Below are 18,181 nucleotides of genomic sequence, written 5' to 3'. Positions count from 1 at the left end.
GAGCCGCGCGATGCGGTCTGGGTGCGCGAGCGCGACGACGAGGCCGACGGCCAGGTCGTCGGGGCGCGCGCAGGTCGCGAGGCTCACGTCGTCCGTGCCACCCGGCGGGCCCGTCGACAACCTCACCGACGACCTGGCCGTCGGCCTCGTCGTCGCGCTCGCGCACCCCGACCGCATCGCGCGGCTCCGCCCGGGCGGCTCCGCCTACCTCATGACGTCCGGCACCGGAGCCGCGCTGCCGCCGGGATCGGCCCTCGTCGGCCTGCCGTGGCTGGCCGTCGCGGACGCCGACCGTGGTGCCGGCCGCCGCGACGCGACGATCCGGTCCGCGGCGCCGCTCGACCTCGACCTGGCCACCGAGGCGGCGCCCGCCCTGCTCCGCGACGAGGAGACGGTCGCCTGGGCGCAGGGCGCGGTCGTCGCCCGGCGGGTGCGCCGGCTCGGCGCGATCGAGCTGACGTCGGTGCCGCTCACCGACCCGCCCCGCGAGCTCGTCCTGGCGGCGGTGCACGACGGTCTCGCGCGCGAGGGGCTGTCGATGCTGCGCTGGTCCGAGGCGGCCACCGCGCTGCGCCGTCGGCTCGCCTTCCTGCACGCGGCACTGGGCTCGCCGTGGCCCGACGTGTCCGACGAGGCCCTGCTCGCGGACCAGGACGCCTGGCTGGACCTCTCGGGGGTCCGTGGGCCGCGGGACCTGCCACGAGTCGACGTCCTCCAGGCGTTGCGCAGGCTGTTGCCGTGGCCCGACGCCGCGCGGTTCGACGAGCTCGCCCCCGAGCACCTCGCGGTGCCCAGCGGCTCGAGCGTGCGCGTCGACTACACCGGGGACCAGCCGGTGCTGGCCGTGCGGCTGCAGGAGACGTTCGGGTGGCGCGCCACGCCCCGCCTGGCCGACGGGCGGGTGCCGGTCCTGCTGCACCTGCTGTCCCCGGCGGGACGTCCGGCCGCCGTCACCGCGGACCTCGAGTCGTTCTGGCGGACCGGCTACCCGCAGGTCCGCGCCGAGCTGCGCGGCAGGTACCCGAAGCACGCGTGGCCCGACGACCCGCTCGCGGCGGCGCCGGTGCGCGGAGTCAGCCGGCCCGGCCCTCGGCGTCGCACGGAATCGTGACGTCGAGCTGCAGCTCGTCGAGCTCCGCGTCGACCAGACGCAGGGTCCGCTCCATCGCCACCGGCTCCAGCTTGCCCACGTCGTCGCCGTGCGGATGGTCGAAGAACGCGAGCAGCAGGAGCAACAGGGTGATGACCACCGTGACACTGCCCATCAGGAGCCCCTGGGTCACGACTCCCTCGGACGAGTCCGCGAAGAACAGCACGTACACGAAGATCACGGCCGAGATCAGGAAGAGCACGAGCCACAGGGGGAGCGGGATCAGCCCCTCGGCGCCGTGGACGCGGTCGATGCGGGCCTGCTCGCGCTGGGCGGTCTGGTCCATCCACCGGTCGTAGGCCGACTGCTCGACGTCGGTCTGGGGTTCGAACGGGTGGACCGTGCGGAACAGGCCGACGGCCCACGGGTTGAACGCGTCGCCGAGCGTCCCCGACTGCATCTTCGGCCACTCGACGCCCACGACCGCCCGGGCGTAGCAGACCAGCTGACCGGTGAGCTCGTCGCGCAGATCGTCCGGGAGGTACTGGGCGGTCTGCACCTGCTGGGCGACGATCACCGCCTCGGTCTCCGCTCCGGAGCGGGCCTCGTCGTAGGACTGGAACGCCAGGAAGATGATGAAGCCGAGGAGCACCGAGAAGCCGGTGGCCAGCACCCCGAAGACCCCCGAGGCGCGGTCCCCGTCGCTGAAGTAGCTTCCCTCCGGCGCGCGTCGCCTGACCAGGAGCATCGCCGTGACGGTGAGCGCGGTGACGCCGATCGTGATGATCGCGCCGACGACGATGTTCACGCGGTCTCGTGGGGGTCGGTCTGCTGCACCCGCTCAACATAGGGGCCAGATCGGGCGCAGGGCGAGCGATCGTGCGCGACGATGACCGCATGCCCGATCCGTCGCCGCCGCCCGCTGGTCTGCTGCGTCAGTCCTGGTGGCGCGCCCGCGACTATGCCGCGGTCGTCCGCTGGCAGGCCCAGGGCCTCGTCTCGCGCGTCGACCCCGAGCACCTGCGCAACCCCGAGCGGCCGGTCGGGCCGCCGGTCGTGCTGCTGCCCGGCGTGTACGAGTCGTGGCACTTCCTCCTACCGATCGCCACGTTCCTGCACGAGCACGGCGTGCGCGTCCACGTGCTGCCGGACCTGCGCAACAACCGGCGGCCGGTGTCGCAGGGGGCAGAGGTGCTCGGGCAGTACCTCGTGACCCACGACCTGCGGGACGCCGTCCTCGTGGCGCACAGCAAGGGCGGCCTCATCGGCAAGCTGGCCATGCTGCGGCAGGACCCCGACGGGCGGATCGACTCGATGATCGCCGTCAACACGCCGTTCTCCGGCTCTGCCTACGCGCGCTGGTTCCTCGCCCCGTCGGTGCGCGCCTTCATCCCGAGCGACGCGACGATCGTGGCGCTCGCCGGCGAGCGCGACGTGAACGCCCGGATCACGTCGGTGTACAGCAACTGGGACCCGCACATCCCCGCGGGGAGCGCACTCGACGGCGCCCAGGACGTGGTGTTGACGACGCCGGGGCACTTTCGCCCGCTGGCGGACCCGGCGCTGCACGAGCTCCTGCTGGAGCGGCTCCTCAGCCCCGGGGAAGCTGCAGCACGCGGGTGAACCCGGGGGAGTCGGGGTCGTCGACGATCTCGACGCCGTCGAGCCAGGACCCGATCACGTGCGACAGCTCGCCGGGGTGGCTGAAGTTGATCGCGTGGGCGGCGCCCTCGATCAGGGCGACGGTGATCTGCGGGCCGGCGAGGCGGGCGATCTCCCGCACGCGGTGCGGCGGCGCCATCAGCGGGTCCTTGCTCCCGATGACGACCAGGGTGGGCACGGTCGCCTTGAGCAGCCGCTCGAGGGACGGGAACCGGGTGAGCTCGGCGAACGTGTTCCACGTGTTGATCGGCCCGAACTTGAAGTAGTCCGGGACGGCCACCCGCGCCATCCGCGGGCTCTCGCGCGCGCCGTCCCTCGCCAGCTGCCTGATCGCCTTGCCGAGCCCCTGGTTGTGCACCCCGCCCGCGGGTGAGACGAGCACGAGCCGATCCACCCGGTCCGGCGCGGCGTGCGCCAGCTCGAGGCTCACCGGGCACCCCATCGAGTTGCCCACCAGGACGACCTTCTCCAGCCCGAAGTCGTCGAGCATCTTCAGGAGGGCGACCGCCAGCGCGGGAATGCCGAGCGTGTAGCCCCATCGTTCGCTCTTGCCGTAACCCGGCAGGTCCGGCACCACGTTGGTGGCCCGCTCGGCGAGCAGGCGGGCCGTCGGCATCAGGTAGGTGCCCGAGATGCCGAACCCGTGCACGTGCACGATCGGCAGGGCGCCCGGCACGGCGGGGCTCAGTCTGTAGAAGACCTTGTGGCCTTCCACGTCGAGTGTGCTCTCGGTCCATCCGGGGTCAGTGTCCACCACCCGCAGATCGTGTCAGAGCGGCGGCTCGTAGGCGAGACGCCGCTCTGATCGTGTCGTCCCGTCAGCGCAGCCAGCCGAACCGCTGCACCACGGGGATCCGCGCCCACCGGCGGCCGAGGCCCCAGGTGTCTCCGGCGAGGAGGGTCGCGCACAGGATCAGTGCGAGCGCGTAGATGATGTGGTAGTCGACCAGCGGGTTGTTCGAGCCCTGCAGGAGGGGCCATTCGGCGATCCACATGAGGGCCATGGTGAGCGATCCCGCGACAGCGGAGACCCGCAGGCCGATGCCGAGCATGACGGCGACACCGACTCCGAGCATGCAGAGCATGAAGAGCCAGTCGGTCCCGACGCTCGCCATCGAGGCGAAGGTGTCCTTGAACGGGCCGATGGCGCCGAACTGCATGAAGCCCTGGCTCGGGGCGCCCCCGTTGATCCAGGCGAGGCTCGGGTCTCCCTCCGCCACGGCGGCGCCGGTGCTGTAGTGCAGCCCGAACGCCTTGTCGAGGAACGCCCACAGGAAGATGAAGCCCGTGGCGAGCCTCGTGACGGCGAGCCAGCGGCGGCCCGTCGCGGTCGTGACGACGTCGTCCTCGACCAGCACGGCCGGGTGCGTCGATGTCGTGGTCTCGGGATGGATGGTGGCCATGGCGATTCTCTCCTCCGTGCAAGGTCCCGCGATCGGGACCGGGTTGGTCGGGCTCCGTTGGCGCCACGCTGCTCCGCCCGGGCCGTTGTACCCAGGGCCGAAGGTCCCGCGTGGGCCGCGCCGATCAGGGACCGAGGTCCCGGGACGTCGGGCCGCCCTCGGTCGACGCTGGAGGGGTGCGGACCGGCGGACGCCGAGCCACGCGCGAGGAGCGAGGAGGCATCTCATGCGTACCGACGGACCGGTGGTCGTAGCCCTCGACGGCTCACCCCACAGTGCGCACACCCTGGAGTGGGGCGTCGCGGAAGCGGTGCGGCGAGGCGCCGACGTCGTGCTCGCCCGGGTGGTCGACGACGACTGGCAGGCGATGGCGTGGAGCTGGTACCCCGTCATCGACAGAGTGGACCTCGGCGCCGAGGTCGAGGAGTACCTCACGGAGCAGCGCGTGCGCGTCCGCGAGCTCCACCCCGGTGTGACGGTCCGGGTCCGGGTGCTCCGGGGCAAGGTCGTCCCGGCCCTGCGTCAGCTGAGCACGGACGCCCAGCTGCTCGTCGTCGGTGCACGCCCCCGGTACGGCCGATCCCGGACCGGGGCCACGGGCTCGCACCTCGCCGCCCACGCGCGCTGCGCCGTCGCCGTGATCCGTGCCGACGCCGGACACCCCCTGCAGCCGGACGCGCCCGTCGTCGTCGGGGTCGACGGGTCGTCGGCCTCGCTGGCCGCCGCGCACGTCGCGGMGCACGAGGCGTGGATGCGTGGACGGCCGCTCGTCGTCGTGCACGCCCGCCCGACGATCCCGGACCCGTTCGGCACCGGCAGCGTGCCGCCGCTGGCGACCAGCGACGAGAGCGACCCGACCCACAAGGCCGCCCGGGTGGTGGCCGACACGCTCCGGGAGGAGAACGCCGGCCTGGACGTCCGGCTGGACCTCGTGGACGAGCACCCTGCCGACGCCCTCGTCGGCCTCGGACGTGGCGCCGCCCTGCTGGTCGTCGGATCGCGCGGCCTCGGAGGCTTCCGCGGCATGCTGCTCGGCTCGATCAGCAGCGCGGTCGTGCGGGAGGCCACCGGCCCGGTGCTCGTGGTGCACGACCAGGGCTGAGCGGAGCGCGCGCGGCGGGCTCAGCCCAGCGGCACCGACCACTGGAGGTGGGTGCCGCCCTGGTCCAGCGCGACCACGCGGAGCGCCCCGCCGCGGCGGGTCGCGCGCTGCTCGAGGTTCGCCAGACCGCTGCGGGCGGCGACGGTCGGCATCCCGACGCCGTCGTCCTGCACCTCGACCAGCAGGTCGAGCCCGACCTCGATGCGGACGACCACCTCGTGGGCGTGGGCGTGCCGCGCGACGTTGGCCAGGGCCTCGCGGACCACGGCGACGGCATCCTCGGCGATGTCGTCCGGGACGGTCGCGGTGACGCCGTCGGTGCGCAGGCGCGGCAGGAAGCCCAAGCCCTGGCGCGCGTTCACCACCTCGGCGTCGATGCGGTGTCGCAGGCCCGTGCCGGTGGCGCCGCCCCGGGCGCCGAGCCGGAAGATGGTCGTGCGCACGTCCTTGATGGTCTCGTCGAGGTCGTCGACCGCGCCCTCCAGCCGTCGTGCGACCTCGGGGCGCACGGCGTCCTGGGCGGCGCCCTGCACGTCGAGCCCGATGGCGAACAGCCGCTGGATGACCATGTCGTGCAGGTCTCGGGCGATCCGCTCGCGCTCCTCCAGCACGGCGAGCCGCGCGCGGTCGGCCTGCGCGTCCGCCACGTCGAGGGCGAGCGCCAGCTGCTCGCCGAAGCCCACGAGGCTGGGCAGGTCCAGCTGCGGGCCGGACGACCCCGCCTCCGGCCAGAAGATCGCCAGCCCACCCACCCAGCGCTCGCCGCTGCGCAGGGGGAGTGTGAGCACCCAGGTCGGCCCGGGCTGGTCGACATCGGTGCCGTCGGCCCGGCGCAGGGCCGGCGACCGGCCCGTGAGGTCCCCCGCGAGGGCCGGCGGCAGATCGTCGGCGAGCCCGTACAGGGTCGACGTCGCTGCCTGCGCGCGCTCGCGCACGAGGGTGAGCACCGCCTGCACGGCCTCGTCCGCCGGCAGACCACCGGTGAGCACTGCCGTGGTGGCCGCCGCCGTCTCGAGCCACAGCTCGTGGTCCCGCGCCTGGCGGTAGGCGCGCGCGTGACCGAGCGCCACGCCGGCGGTCGCGGCCAGGGCGACGGCGACCTGCTCGTCACGCGCCGTGAAGTCGACGCTCGCGCCCTCGGCGTCCACCTTGTCGGTCAGGTAGAGGTTGCCGAACACCGCTCCTCGGGCGCGCACCGGGACCCCGAGGAACGTGTGCATCGGGGGGTGGTGCGCGGGGAAGCCGACCGACGAGGGGTGGTCCGCGAGGTCGTGCAGGCGCAGCGGGTGCGGGCTGGTCACGACGTGCCCGAGGACCCCCTTGCCCTCCGGCAGGTGACCGATCAGCCGGGCCGTCTCCTGATCGATGCCCTGGTGCACGAACTCCTGCAGCCCGCCGTGCTCGCCGAGCACGCCGAGGGCGCCGTAGCGGGCGCCCGTCAGCCGGCACCCGGCCGCGACGAGCCGCTCGAGCACCGTCGCGATGTCGAGCTCCTCGGACACGGACACGAGCGCGCCCAGCAGCTCCTCGAGCCGGTCGTCGTGCTCCGTGGTCCTCCCGTCCGGCCGCATGCACGGAGCATAGGTGCGCCGCGCGTACCCACGGCGCACCAGGGCCCTTCGGCCCTGGGCAGCACGTCTGTGCCGACGAATGCTGGAGCCACAGAGACAGACACAACGGACGAGACGCACGAGGAGGTGGGGACGATGCGGGCACTGGTGGTGTACGAGTCGTCGTTCGGGAACACGGGTCGGGTGGCGCAGGCCGTGTGGGAGGGGATGTTCAGCCGGATTCCGGACGTCGCGCTCCTCGAGGTCGGGGCGGCACCGCTGCGGCTGCCGCCGGAGCTCGAGCTCTTGGTGGTCGGCGCGCCGACGCAGGCCTTCGGCATGAGCAGGCCGGCCACGCGGGCCGATGCGCAGGTGCAGGCCGGCGCGACGGCTGCCGACGCGACGATCGGCGTGCGCGAGTGGCTCTCGTCGCTCGAGGCGCCCGACCGGCCGGTTCACGCCGCCACGTTCGACACGCGGATCCACAGCCCGCACGTGCCCGGCTCAGCTGCGGTCGGCGCCTGGCGGGTGCTGAGCCGCGCCGGGTTCCAGGTGGCGGCGGAGGCCGAGAGCTTCTGGGTCACGGGGATCAAGGGACCGTTGCGCGACGGCGAGCTCGACCGGGCGCGGGCCTGGGGCGTCGGCCTCACCGGCCTGCTGCTGGGCCTGCGTCCGACCGACCCCGGTCAGCTCCGGGCGACGGCTCACTGAGGCCCGTGGGCTCCGGGTGCAGGCGGTGCTGCTCAGCGATGAACAGCGCCGCCTGCGTCCGTCCTCGCACCTCGAGCTTCGCCAGCAGGCTCGAGATGTAGTTCTTCACGGTCTTCTCCGCCAGGAACATGCGGTCGGCGATCTCGCGGTTCGTCAGCCCCTCACCGATGAGGTCGAGCACGGCGCTCTCCTGCGCGGTGAGCAGGTCGAGCCGGGCGTCGTGCCGGTGTGACTCGCGCAGTCGTTCGAGGACGCGACCGGTGGTGGCGGGATCGAGCAGGTCCCGCCCGGCGGCGACGAGCCGGATCGAGTCGAGGAGCTGGGGCCCGCGGATCTCCTTGAGCACGTAGCCGGCCGCGCCGGCGGTGATCGCGGCGAGGAGCGCCTCGTCGTCCTCGTACGACGTGAGCATGAGGCAGCGGACCCGTGGGGCCGACGAGGCCAGCTCCCGGCAGACCTCGACACCGCTGCCGTCGGGCAGCCGCACGTCGAGGAGCGCGACGTCGGCGTCGGCGTGCGGGACCCGGGCGAGGGCCTCGTGCGCGGTGGCCGCCTCGCCGACCACCGTCATGTCGGGGTCGGCGTCGATCAGGCGCTGCAGCCCTTGGCGCACCACCTCGTGGTCGTCCAGCACGAACACCCGGATCTCGGCCATGAAGTCACTGTGCACCCGTCGAGGCAGGTGCGTGACCCACGGCGTGCCGTTCCAGGAACGCGTACACCTCGGCGTCCTCGACACCGGGGAACGACCCGGTGGGCAGCGGGGAGAGCACGTGGGCGTGCACCGCGGCGCTCGGCCAGGCGTGCGGGGCCCACCGCGCGGCGAGCGCCGGGTCCGCCTGCCGGCAGCACGACGGGTCGGGGCAGCGCGACTCGCGCCGGGTCGAGGTGTCCCGGCCGCGGAACCACTTGGCCGCGGAGAACGGCACGCCCACCGTGATGGAGAAGCCGCCGGCCGAGGTCGACCCGGTCTGGGTGGTGCACCAGAACGTGCCCTCGGGGGTGTCGGTGTACTGGTAGTACTCCGTGGCCCTGTTCCGTCGCGTGAACGCCGACCGCGCTGCCCACTCGCGGCACACCACCTGGCCCTCGATCGCGCCCGTGCCGTCCATGGGGAAGCGGACGGAGTCGTTCTCGTAGCCCTTGAACAGCGTGCCGTCGTCGGCGACGCGCAGAAAGTGCAGGCGAATGTCGAGGTGCTCGGTGAGCAGGTTGGTGAGGCGCTGCGCGGCGGCCTCGTGCGTGACGCCGAACGCGTCGCGGAAGTCCTCGACCGCCAGCTCCTTGCGCCGCTTGGCCCCCTCGAGGTGCGCGACCGCCGCCGTACGCGGCATCAGGCACGCGGCCGCGAAGTAGGTGATCTCCACCCGCTGGCGCAGGAAGTCGGCGTAGCTGCGCGGCGTGGAGTGCGCGAGCACCCGGTGGGCGATCGCCTGCAGCGCGAGTGAGCGCAGGCCGTGGCCGCCGGGGATCGACGCCGGCGGCAGGTAGATGCGGCCGTTGGCGAGGTCGGTGACCGTGCGCGTCGAGTGCGGCAGGTCGTCGACGTGGAGCAGCGAGAACCCGAGGTCCTCAGCCATCTGGGCGACCGCGCTGTGCGTGAGGGCGCCCGTCGTGTAGCCGGCGCGCCGCACGAGGTCCTCGGCGGCCTCCTCGATCTCCGGGAGGTGGTTGTTGCGCTCGCGCATCCAGAGCCGCAGCGCGGTGGTCGCCCGGCGCGCCTCCTGAGGGGTCGCGATGGCGGCGTCCTCGCGGCGGGCCAACTCGCGGTGCAGACCCACGAGCGCCTCGAGCGCCTCCGTCGGCAGGTTCTTGGCCGGGCGGACGGTCGGCAGGCCGAGCGCGGCGTAGGCGCCGGAGCCCTGGGACCGGTCGAGCTCGATCTCGAGGGCGGCGCGACGCGACGGCGGCGCGGTGTCCAGAAGGTCGGTGGTCGTCGTGCCCAGCGCCGATGCGAGGGACTGCAGCAGGCTCAGGCGCGGTTCGCGTCGGCCGTTCTCGACGAGGGACAGCTGGCTCGCCGTGCTGCCCACCTGCCGACCGAGCTCGTCGAGCGTCAGCCCGCGCTCCGTCCGTGCGTGCCGGATGCGGCGGCCGAGCATGAGCAGCTGGCTGCCCGTCGCCGTGGACCCCCGAGGATCGGCGGGCAGGTCGATGACGGGGCGGGGGGAGCTCGTCGTCATGGCGTTGACAGTAGGGCAAGAAGTCCGGATCTTGTCGACCGCACACCGTTGAATTCGTCCCCATAGTCGCCGGATGCTGGAGGAAGTGGGAAATCCCCGCATCCGACGACAGGAGTGCCCCATGGCCCGCTACGTCTCCCGGTTCCGCGACGGCGACAAGGACCAGAAGGACCTGCTGGGCGGCAAGGGCGCCAACCTCGCGGAGATGACCAACCTCGACCTGCCCGTCCCGCCGGGGTTCACCATCACCACCGAGGCGTGCCGCGCCTACATGCGGGACGGGCACGTCCCGCCCGAGCTCCGGGTCGAGGTGACGCTGGCCGTCCGGGAGATCGAGGACACGCTCGGACGGCGGCTGGGGGACTTCCACGAGCCGCTGCTGGTCTCCGTCCGGTCCGGGGCCAAGTTCTCCATGCCGGGGATGATGGAGACGGTCCTCAACATCGGGCTCAACGACGCGTCCGTGAAGGGGCTGACCGAGTTCTCGGGCGACGAACGGTTCGCCTGGGACTCCTACCGGCGCCTGATCCAGATGTTTGGCAAGACGGTCCTGGGGATCGACGGCGAGCTGTTCGCGGCGGCGCTCGACGAGCGCAAGGCGGCGGTGGGCGCGGCCAGCGACGTGGACCTGTCGGCGCAGGACCTGCGCGTGCTCGTGCAGACGTTCAAGGAGATCGTCGTCGATCGGACGGGCCGCGAGTTCCCCCAGCACCCGCGCGAGCAGCTCGACCTGGCCATCGAGGCCGTCCTCGACTCGTGGAACACGGACCGCGCGCGGCTCTACCGGCGCCGCGAGCGCATCCCGCACGACCTCGGGACCGCCGTCAACGTGGTGAGCATGGTGTTCGGCAACCTCGGCGAGACGTCCGGCACGGGCGTCTGCTTCACGCGGGATCCCTCGACGGGTGAGACGGGCGTCTACGGCGACTACCTGCCCAACGCGCAGGGCGAGGACGTGGTCGCCGGCATCCGCAACACGCTGCCCCTCGCGGAGCTGGCGCTGCTGGACCCGGCGTCGTACGACGCGCTGCTCCACGCGATGCGGCGCCTCGAGACCCACTTCCGCGACCTGTGCGACATCGAGTTCACCATCGAGCGCGGCAAGCTCTGGCTGCTGCAGACCCGGGTGGGCAAGCGGACGGCCGCCGCCGCGTTCCGGATCGCCACCGAGCTGGTCGACGAGAGCCTCATCACGATGGACGAGGCGATCACGCGGTGCACCGGCGACAAGCTGAGCCAGCTGCTGTTCCCGCAGTTCGACGCGGGCGACGCGAGCACGGCGGAGCAGCTGCTGACCCGCGGGATGCCCGCCTCGCCGGGGGCCGCGGTCGGCGAGATCGTCCTGGACAACGCTCAGGCCCTCGAGCGGACCGCCGCGGGCGCCCACGTGATCCTGGTCCGGCGGGAGACCAACCCGGACGACCTGCAGGGCATGATCGTCGCCGACGGCGTGCTGACGGCGCGCGGCGGCAAGACGTCGCACGCCGCGGTGGTCGCCCGCGGCATGGGCACGTGCGCGGTCGTCGGCGCCGAGGAGCTGTCCGTGGACCAGGCGCGCGGCGAGGTGCGCGTCCGCGACCAGGTGCTGCGAGCGGGGGACACCATCGCGATCGACGGCGCCACGGGCGAGGTGTTCCGGGGCGAGGTACCGGTGGTCGACTCGCCGGTCATGGTCTACGTCTCGGACGGTCTCGACGCCGGCCTCGCCGCGGCGCGGGACCCGGAGGCCCGCGCGCTCGTAACCTCGGTCGACCGCGTGCTGCGCCACGCCGACTCGGTGCGCCGGCTGCAGGTGCGCACCAACGCCGACACGGCCCTCGACGCCCGGCGCGCGCGGGACCGGGGTGCCCAGGGGGTCGGGCTGTGCCGCACCGAGCACCAGTTCCTGGGCGAGCGGCGCCAGTACATCGAGCGCCTCGTGCTGGCGGACACCGACGACGCCCGGCAGGCGGCGCTCGACGCGCTGCTCCCGATGCAGCGCGACGACTTCGCCGGCCTGCTCGAGGCGATGGACGGGTTGCCGACGACCATCCGGCTCATCGACCCGCCGCTGCACGAGTTCCTGCCCGACCTCACGGAGCTGGCGGTGCGGGTGGCCGTGGCCGCGGAGCCCGACCCGCAGGAGGTGGCGCTCCTCGCCGCCGTCCGCCGGATGCACGAGCAGAACCCGATGCTGGGGCTGCGCGGCGTCCGCCTCGGGCTGACGCTGCCGGGCCTGTTCGCCCTGCAGGTGCGGGCGATCGCCGAGGCGACCGTGCAGCTGCGCCAGGCCGGGCTCGACCCGCGGCCGGAGATCATGGTGCCCCTCGTCGGCTCCGTCCGGGAGCTGCAGCTGGTGCGCGAGGAGGCCGAGCGCGTGCTGGCCGAGGTCGCGGAGGCGTCGGGCATCCCGCTCGACGTCCCGATCGGTTGCATGATCGAGCTGCCGCGGGCGGCCCTGACCGCGCACCGCATCGCCGAGGAGGCCGACTTCTTCTCGTTCGGCACCAACGACCTCACGCAGACCACGTGGGGGTTCTCGCGCGACGACGTCGAGCGGGCGTTCTTCGCCGACTACCTGCAGAACGGGGTGCTGACGATCTCCCCGTTCGAGACGCTCGACGCGGACGGCGTCGGCGCGCTGGTGCGGGCCGGGGTCGAGGGCGGGCGTGCGACCAAGCCCGGGCTGCACCTGGGGGTCTGCGGCGAGCACGGGGGAGACCCCGAGTCGATCCACTTCTTCCACGACGTGGGGCTGGACTACGTGTCCTGCTCGCCGTTCCGCGTGCCGATCGCCCGTCTCGAGGCCGGCCGCGCGGCGGTGTTCTCGAGCCGGAACGCCGCCTGAGACAACACGGGCGCCGCGCTCCMGGGAGCGCGGCGCCCGTGCGCGTGGTGCTACGGCGTGACGGTCAGCGGCGTGCCGCCGGACGTCAGCTGCCAGTCGGGGTTGGTCGACGAGAACACCGTCGGGTCCACCACCTGGTTGGCGCTCACCCAGTCGATGAGCAGCTGCCGGATCTCCACCTGCCGGTTGTAGACGACCGGGGCGCCGACCACGCCCGGGAAGTTGCCACCACCCGACTGCCGGTAGTTGTTGATCGCGACGACGAACACCTGGGTGTCGGTGACCGGGACGCCGCCGTAGGCGAGGCCGGTGATCCGGCTGCCGACGGGCTGCGCCAGGTCGATGTCGTAGGTCAGCGGCTGGTCGAGCCCGCCCATGACGTCGTAGTTGTAGTCCGGCGTCCCGGTCGGCGCGGTCGGCGTCACCGCGTTGGTGAGCGCTGCGGCCGCATAGGTGCCGGGGGTCGGTGCCGCCTTGAAGTACTCCGCCGACTTCTCCAGGTAGGCCTTCACCTGAGCGCCCGTGAGCTTGATGCCCAGGAGCGTGTTGTCGTAGATGTACAGCCCGGCGATGTCGCGCACCGAGACGTCGCCCTGCGGGATGGCGGCGTCCTTGTTGAACGGTGCCGCGATGGACAGCACCGGCAGCGCGGCGTCGGCGCCCGTGAGCTCGGCCTTCACCGCCCCGGCCTGGACGTAGTTGATGAAGTCGAGCGCCGCCGTGTCCTCGTAGCGCGCCGTCGCGGCCGACATGGCCTCGGTCGACGTGCCGATGACGCCGTTGACGTAGTCGACGACCTTCTCGTGGTCCGCCTGGAGCAGGCTGACGATCTTCGGGTCCTCGGCGACCGTGTTCGAGTTGAGCACCTTGGCGCCCACCGACTGCACGGTCCAGCGGCCGCTGGCGAAGGACAGGTCGATGTCGAACACCGACAGCCGCTCACCCCACTTCAGCGGCTCCGACAGCACGACCGGCTTGCCGGTGGCCACGTTGGTGACGGTCCGGGACGCGATCTCCTGGTGCGCGTGGCCGACGAGGATCGCGTCGATGCCGGGCACCTGCTGCGCCACCAGGGTCGAGGCGTTCTCGGGGAACGGCAGCGTGTCGCCGTACGACGAGGAGGTGTCGGCGCCCGAGTGCGCGGCGACGATGACGACGTCGGCACCCTTGCTCTTCATCTCCGGCACGTACCGCTTGGCCTGCTCGACCAGCCCGTCGAAGTGCATCTTGCCCTCGACGTTGGCCTTGTCCCAGATCGCGATGCCGGGGTTGGTCAGGCCGAGGATGCCCACCTGGATCGGCTTGCCGTGGGCCGGCTTGACGGTCTTGATGACGTAGGGCTTGAACGCCGGCTGGCCGGTGCCGTCGTCGAGCGCGTTCGCGGCGAGCAGCGGGAAGTCGAGCTGGCTCTCGAACGTGCGCAGGTACGGGATGCCGTAGTTGAACTCGTGGTTGCCCACCGCGGCGGCGTCGTAGCCGATCGCGTTCATGGCGGCCGCCATCGGGTGCTCGACCGTGTTCGAGATCGGCTGGATCTTGGCGAAGTAGTAGGCCAGCGAGGTGCCCTGGATCGTGTCGCCCGCGTCGATGAGGAGCGTATTCGAGTCCCCGCGGTCCGCGCGGACCTGGTTCACCAGCGTCGACACCTTGGCCAGGCCCACGTCGTTGTGGGCGCTGTCGTCGTACTCCGCGTTCTTGAAGTAGTCCCAGTTCAGGGCGTTGCCGTGCAGGTCCGTGGTTCCCATGACGGTCAGCTCGAAGTCGTTCGAGCCGTTTCCGTGCCCGTTGCCGGCCATCGCCGGTGTGGCCAGGGTGACGACGAGGACCGTGGCTGCCGCCACCGTGCCCGCCCTCAGGCCCAGCCTGCCTCTGCCGTGCTGCAGGACGTTGATACCCATGCCGGAGTCCTCCCGTGCTGTCGGTTCTGCACCGGGTTGCGGTGCCCCGGGCACGGTAGCCGCTTCGAGTGACATTGACACCCCCGCCGGGTGACGGGCGCGTTGACGCCGGCTCACCACCAGCCTTGGCGCTTCGCCCACCACAGGAGGCCCGCGGACATCGCGACCATGACGGTGAGCGCGATGGTCAACGGGATCGGGACGGTGTGGCTGTTCACGATCATGTTCATGCCGAGGACGGACGCCAGGGCGGTGATCGGCAGGGTGACCACGGCGATCACGGCGAGCCGTTCGGCGGCGATGGTCATCTTCGTCTCGGTGCGCGTCCGGTAGAACTCGATGACGCCCTGCAGGTACTCCTTCTCCTCGCCGGCCAGGCCCGCGATGCGGTCGAACTGGTTGACCAGGTCTGAGACGAGGTGCCGGCTCTCCTCGGGCACGGCGCGGGGGAGGCCCACGAGGCGGCGGTAGATCTCGGCGGTCTGCGCGGCGATGGTCTTCACCGCCAGGAGGCCGTGCCTCGTCCGGAACATCTGGTCGAGGAACTTCTCGGGGTTGTCGTACGCACCGTCGGTGACCCGCCGCTCGAGCTCCCAGACGTCGGCCGTGAGCTCCTCGACGAACTTCTCCATGCGCCGCGTGAGCGCCGAGACGATGGCGTGCGAGATGTCGAAAGAGGTGCGCGGCCTCAGTCGGCCGGACCGGATGCGTTCGAGGACCTCGCGGGTGTCGCGCAGGGGGACGTCGGGGGCGACCGCGGGGTTGACCGGCCCGTGCACGGTGACCAGGAAGCGGGGGCCGATCAGCCGGTCGAGCTCGACGTGGTGGACGTGTCCGCCGACGCCGCGCTCGGGAGCGTGCAGCACGAGGAAAAGCGAGCTCGGGTAGGCGTGCAGCTTGGGCAGCCGGTTGCGCACCTCGCAGTCGTGCACGGCGAGGGGGTGCATCCCGAACACGGTGGTCAGGACTTCGGCGGCCTGAGGCGACCACTGCGGGATGTCGACCCAGACGATGCCGTGCCGCCCCGTGAGCAGCTCGGGGAGGTCGTCGACGGCGCACTCGCGCACCCCGTCGTCGTCGGTGATGAGGTGCACGTCCACGATCGGCCTCCCGGTTGCCCTGCCGCCATCATGCCGGGCCGTCGGGACGGTGCCGCTGGGGTCAGCGAAGGTCGTCCGACTCGATCTGCTCTGCCTCGGTGGTGTGGTGCCAGGTCTGGGTGGTCGTCCCGCGGACCCCGTCGGCCTCGATCTTCTCGGCCTCGGTCGTGTGCACGTCCGGGACGTCGGGGCCGCGGAGGCCGTCGGCTTCGATCTTCTCCGCGTCGCTGGTCAGGTCGACCTCGTCGACCCCTCCAGGAAGTCCGTCGGCCTTGATCTTCGCCGCCTCGGTGGTCTCGAACGCGGTGTCGTCTTCGCGAGTCATGACGTGTTCCTTCGTCTTGCCGTGCCTACCGTCGCGGCGCCGGGTCGGCGCCACTCCCAGTGTGCGTCTCCGGAGGCTCGCCCGCCCGTCGCTGATGTCACCGACTCGATGCCGCGACCCGCCCGAAGAGCGCCTCGTACTCGTCGACCATGCGATCGGCGCTGAAGCGGGTCTCGGCGTCGCGGCGGCAGGCGGCCCGGTCGATCGTCGACAGCCGCTCGATGGCGGCGACGGCGTGGTCGGCGTCGCGCACGAGAAAGCCGGTGACCCCGTCGCGGACCAGCTCGGGCATCGAGCCCCGAGGGGTGGCGATCACGGGTGTCCCGGCGGCCAGCGCCTCCACCACCGACAGCCCGAAGGGCTCCTCGAAGTCGATCAGGTGCAGCAGGGCCGCCGCCCCCCCGAGCAGCGCGTCCCGCTCGACGGGCCCGACCGACCCCACGAACCGCACGCGGTCCCCGTCGACGTGGGGCTCGACGAGCGAGCGGAAGTACGGCTCGTCGTGCACCACGCCGGCGACGACGAGCGGCATCCCGGCCCGGCGGGCGACGCCGATCGCCAGGTGGGTGCCCTTGTCGGGGTGGATGCGGCCGAGGAACAGGAGGTAGCCGCCGTCGCCCGGGCCGGGGGAGAACTGCGCCAGGTCGAGCCCGTGGTGGATGGTCGCCGCGTAGGTGAGGTCCGGGTGACGGTCCGAGTCGCTGATCGACACGTAGTGCGCGACGTCGTCGTAGGCGCGGTAGACCCGCACGATCCTCTCCGACGAGAAGCCGTGGACGGTGGTCACCACCGGCGTCGCGACGAGCCGGCTGTAGGTCAGCGGGAGGAAGTCGAACTGGTTGGAGATCACGTCGAACTGCGCCGCCCGCTCGAACACCGCCGCGATGTGCAGCGACTCGCACACCTTGACGTCGATCGTCGGGTCTTCCTCGTACCCCGTCGGCGCCTCGGCGTGCAGGCGCGCACGCGTCTGCGAGTCGGCCGTGGCGAAGAGCGTGACCTCGTGCCCGCGGGCGACCAGCCCCTCCGCCAGGGTCGAGGCCACCTGCTCCCAGGGCCCGTACGAGCGGGGCGGCGTGCGGTGGGCGATCGAGGCGAGCACGGCGATCTTGACGGGGTGCCTCCACGGCTGGGGCGATCGAAGGTCCCGGAAGGGGGCCGACCGCGACTGGTATCCTAGCGAGGCGGTGCCAGGCCCGGCCGAGACGTGACCGGCGGGCCAGGACGCCCGGGGATGTCGATCAGGCCCCGCCCGAGGTCGGTAGCGCACTCCGCTGCGAAGCATCACCAGCGCGAAGGGCCTCCATGGCCATCAGATTCGGCATCCTCAGCACCTTTCCCCCCACGCAGTGCGGCCTGGCCACCTTCTCGGCGGCGCTCGCCACGCACCTGGTCGACACCGGCGCCGACGTCTCGGTGGTCCGCGTCGTCGACAGGCTTCAGCCCCCGATGCCCTTGGTGTCCCACCAGCTGGTGACCGGGGCACCGGACGGCGCGCGGGCCGCGGCGGCGGCGCTCAACGCGTGCGACGTCGCGCTGGTCCAGCACGAGTACGGCATCTTCGGCGGAGCCGACGGCGAGGACGTCCTCGACGTCCTGGCGCGCGTGCGCGTCCCCGTCATCACCGTCCTGCACACCGTCCTGGCCCACCCGACGCCGCACCAGCACGAGGTGCTCGCGCGGGTCGTGGCCGCGTCGTCGGTCACCGTGACGATGACGGAGGCCGGGCGCCAGCGGCTCGTCGCCGGCTGGGGCGTGGACCCCGCGTCCGTCGTCGTCATCGCGCACGGCGCGCGGGACGACCGGGGGCACGACGAGACGATCACCCCGGCCCGCACGTCGCCCACGATCCTGACCTGGGGGCTGCTGGGCGAGGGCAAGGGCATCGAGTGGGCGCTGGAGGCGCTCGCCGGGCTCGGCGACCTGCGCCCGCGACCGACCTACCGGATCGTCGGTCAGACCCACCCGAAGGTCCTCGAACGGGACGGCGAGGCGTACCGCCGGCGGCTCGAACGACTGGTCGACCGGCTGGACCTCGCCAGCAGGGTGCAGTTCGACGCGCGGTACCTCGACGTCCCGACGCTGCAGCGCATCGTGCGCGCGGCGGACGTGGTGCTCCTCCCGTACGACTCGCCGGACCAGGTGACGTCGGGCGTGCTGACCGAAGCGGTGGTCGCGGGCAAGCCGGTGGTCTCCACGGCGTTCCCGCACGCCGTGGAGCTGCTCTCCGGGGGCGCGGGGATCCTGGTGCCGCGCCGCGACCCGGCCGCGATCCGCGACGCGCTGCGGCGCGTGCTCACCGAGCCCGGCCTCGCGCCGTCGATGGCGGC

Annotated in this window: 16 protein-coding genes; 6 read left to right on the top strand and 10 right to left on the bottom strand. The window is 72.6% G+C overall.

Annotated elements, in window-relative coordinates:
• The coding region (locus ACXJKA_RS19315) for an ATP-dependent helicase C-terminal domain-containing protein (RefSeq protein ID WP_456826818.1) at window positions 1-1,111 on the top strand (1,111 nt) is incomplete at its 5' end.
• On the opposite strand, the gene ACXJKA_RS19310 is transcribed toward ACXJKA_RS19315, so the two are convergent.
• Complete coding sequence (locus ACXJKA_RS19310; protein ID WP_456826817.1) at window positions 1,074-1,898, bottom strand: bestrophin-like domain; 825 nt, start codon at window positions 1,896-1,898, stop codon at window positions 1,074-1,076. The genes ACXJKA_RS19315 and ACXJKA_RS19310 overlap by 38 nt on opposite strands.
• Before the next feature lie 89 nt (window positions 1,899-1,987).
• Here ACXJKA_RS19310 and ACXJKA_RS19305 point away from each other — a divergent pair, with 89 nt between their 5' ends.
• Entirely contained in the window at window positions 1,988-2,713 is a 726-nt protein-coding gene (locus ACXJKA_RS19305; protein WP_456826816.1) for an esterase/lipase family protein, read from the top strand.
• Here the strand turns inward: ACXJKA_RS19305 and ACXJKA_RS19300 are convergent.
• Window positions 2,682-3,509 (bottom strand): alpha/beta fold hydrolase, encoded by an 828-nt coding sequence (locus ACXJKA_RS19300; protein WP_456826815.1) that lies wholly within the window; start codon window positions 3,507-3,509, stop codon window positions 2,682-2,684. The genes ACXJKA_RS19305 and ACXJKA_RS19300 overlap by 32 nt on opposite strands.
• Before the next feature lie 61 nt (window positions 3,510-3,570).
• On the bottom strand, window positions 3,571-4,155 hold the full coding sequence (locus ACXJKA_RS19295; RefSeq protein ID WP_456826814.1) for a DoxX family protein: 585 nt from the start codon (window positions 4,153-4,155) through the stop codon (window positions 3,571-3,573).
• A 226-nt stretch (window positions 4,156-4,381) separates the two neighbouring features.
• On the opposite strand from ACXJKA_RS19295, the gene ACXJKA_RS19290 reads away from it, so the two are divergent.
• Complete coding sequence (locus tag ACXJKA_RS19290) at window positions 4,382-5,257, top strand: universal stress protein (RefSeq protein WP_456826813.1); 876 nt, start codon at window positions 4,382-4,384, stop codon at window positions 5,255-5,257.
• 20 nt (window positions 5,258-5,277) lie between these two features.
• Here the strand turns inward: ACXJKA_RS19290 and ACXJKA_RS19285 are convergent, their stop codons facing one another.
• On the bottom strand, window positions 5,278-6,828 hold the full coding sequence (locus tag ACXJKA_RS19285) for a GAF domain-containing sensor histidine kinase (protein ID WP_456826812.1): 1,551 nt from the start codon (window positions 6,826-6,828) through the stop codon (window positions 5,278-5,280).
• A 135-nt stretch (window positions 6,829-6,963) separates the two neighbouring features.
• Here ACXJKA_RS19285 and ACXJKA_RS19280 point away from each other — a divergent pair, with 135 nt between their 5' ends.
• Window positions 6,964-7,518, top strand: a complete 555-nt coding sequence (locus tag ACXJKA_RS19280; RefSeq protein ID WP_456826811.1) for a flavodoxin family protein — start codon at window positions 6,964-6,966, stop codon at window positions 7,516-7,518.
• Here the strand turns inward: ACXJKA_RS19280 and ACXJKA_RS19275 are convergent.
• Both ACXJKA_RS19275 and ACXJKA_RS19270 read right to left on the bottom strand, forming a co-directional pair.
• Window positions 7,454-8,173: a response regulator gene (locus tag ACXJKA_RS19275; RefSeq protein WP_456826810.1), complete on the bottom strand. Its 720-nt coding sequence runs from the start codon at window positions 8,171-8,173 to the stop codon at window positions 7,454-7,456. The two genes, ACXJKA_RS19280 and ACXJKA_RS19275, sit on opposite strands and share 65 nt — an antisense overlap.
• A 4-nt stretch (window positions 8,174-8,177) precedes the next feature.
• The gene (locus tag ACXJKA_RS19270; protein WP_456826809.1) at window positions 8,178-9,701 is read right to left on the bottom strand and encodes a helix-turn-helix domain-containing protein; all 1,524 of its coding nucleotides are present in this window, start codon (window positions 9,699-9,701) and stop codon (window positions 8,178-8,180) included.
• A gap of 121 nt (window positions 9,702-9,822) precedes the next feature.
• Here ACXJKA_RS19270 and ppdK point away from each other — a divergent pair, with 121 nt between their 5' ends.
• Window positions 9,823-12,528, top strand: coding sequence for a pyruvate, phosphate dikinase (gene ppdK / locus ACXJKA_RS19265; protein ID WP_456826808.1), 2,706 nt, complete (start codon window positions 9,823-9,825; stop codon window positions 12,526-12,528).
• A 50-nt stretch (window positions 12,529-12,578) separates the two neighbouring features.
• Here ppdK and ACXJKA_RS19260 read toward each other — a convergent pair whose 3' ends face one another.
• From ACXJKA_RS19260 to ACXJKA_RS19245, 4 genes are all read right to left on the bottom strand, one after another.
• Window positions 12,579-14,426 carry a bifunctional metallophosphatase/5'-nucleotidase gene (locus ACXJKA_RS19260; protein ID WP_456826807.1) on the bottom strand — a complete coding sequence of 616 codons (1,848 nt, stop codon included), beginning with the start codon at window positions 14,424-14,426 and terminating at the stop codon, window positions 12,579-12,581.
• Window positions 14,427-14,539: 113 nt separating this feature from the next.
• The gene (locus tag ACXJKA_RS19255; RefSeq protein WP_456826806.1) at window positions 14,540-15,526 is read right to left on the bottom strand and encodes a magnesium transporter CorA family protein; all 987 of its coding nucleotides are present in this window, start codon (window positions 15,524-15,526) and stop codon (window positions 14,540-14,542) included.
• 61 nt (window positions 15,527-15,587) lie between these two features.
• Entirely contained in the window at window positions 15,588-15,851 is a 264-nt protein-coding gene (locus ACXJKA_RS19250) for a hypothetical protein (RefSeq protein ID WP_456826805.1), read from the bottom strand.
• A gap of 97 nt (window positions 15,852-15,948) precedes the next feature.
• Entirely contained in the window at window positions 15,949-16,953 is a 1,005-nt protein-coding gene (locus ACXJKA_RS19245; RefSeq protein WP_456826804.1) for a glycosyltransferase family 4 protein, read from the bottom strand.
• A gap of 203 nt (window positions 16,954-17,156) precedes the next feature.
• Between ACXJKA_RS19245 and ACXJKA_RS19240 the strand changes: the two genes are divergently transcribed.
• Window positions 17,157-18,181, top strand: a 1,025-nt coding sequence (locus ACXJKA_RS19240) for a glycosyltransferase (protein WP_456826803.1), incomplete at its 3' end; no start/stop codon positions are given.

The sequence above is a fragment of the Cellulomonas sp. P5_E12 genome, assembly GCF_054049315.1.
This window is presented reverse-complemented; position numbering and strand designations above follow the sequence as displayed.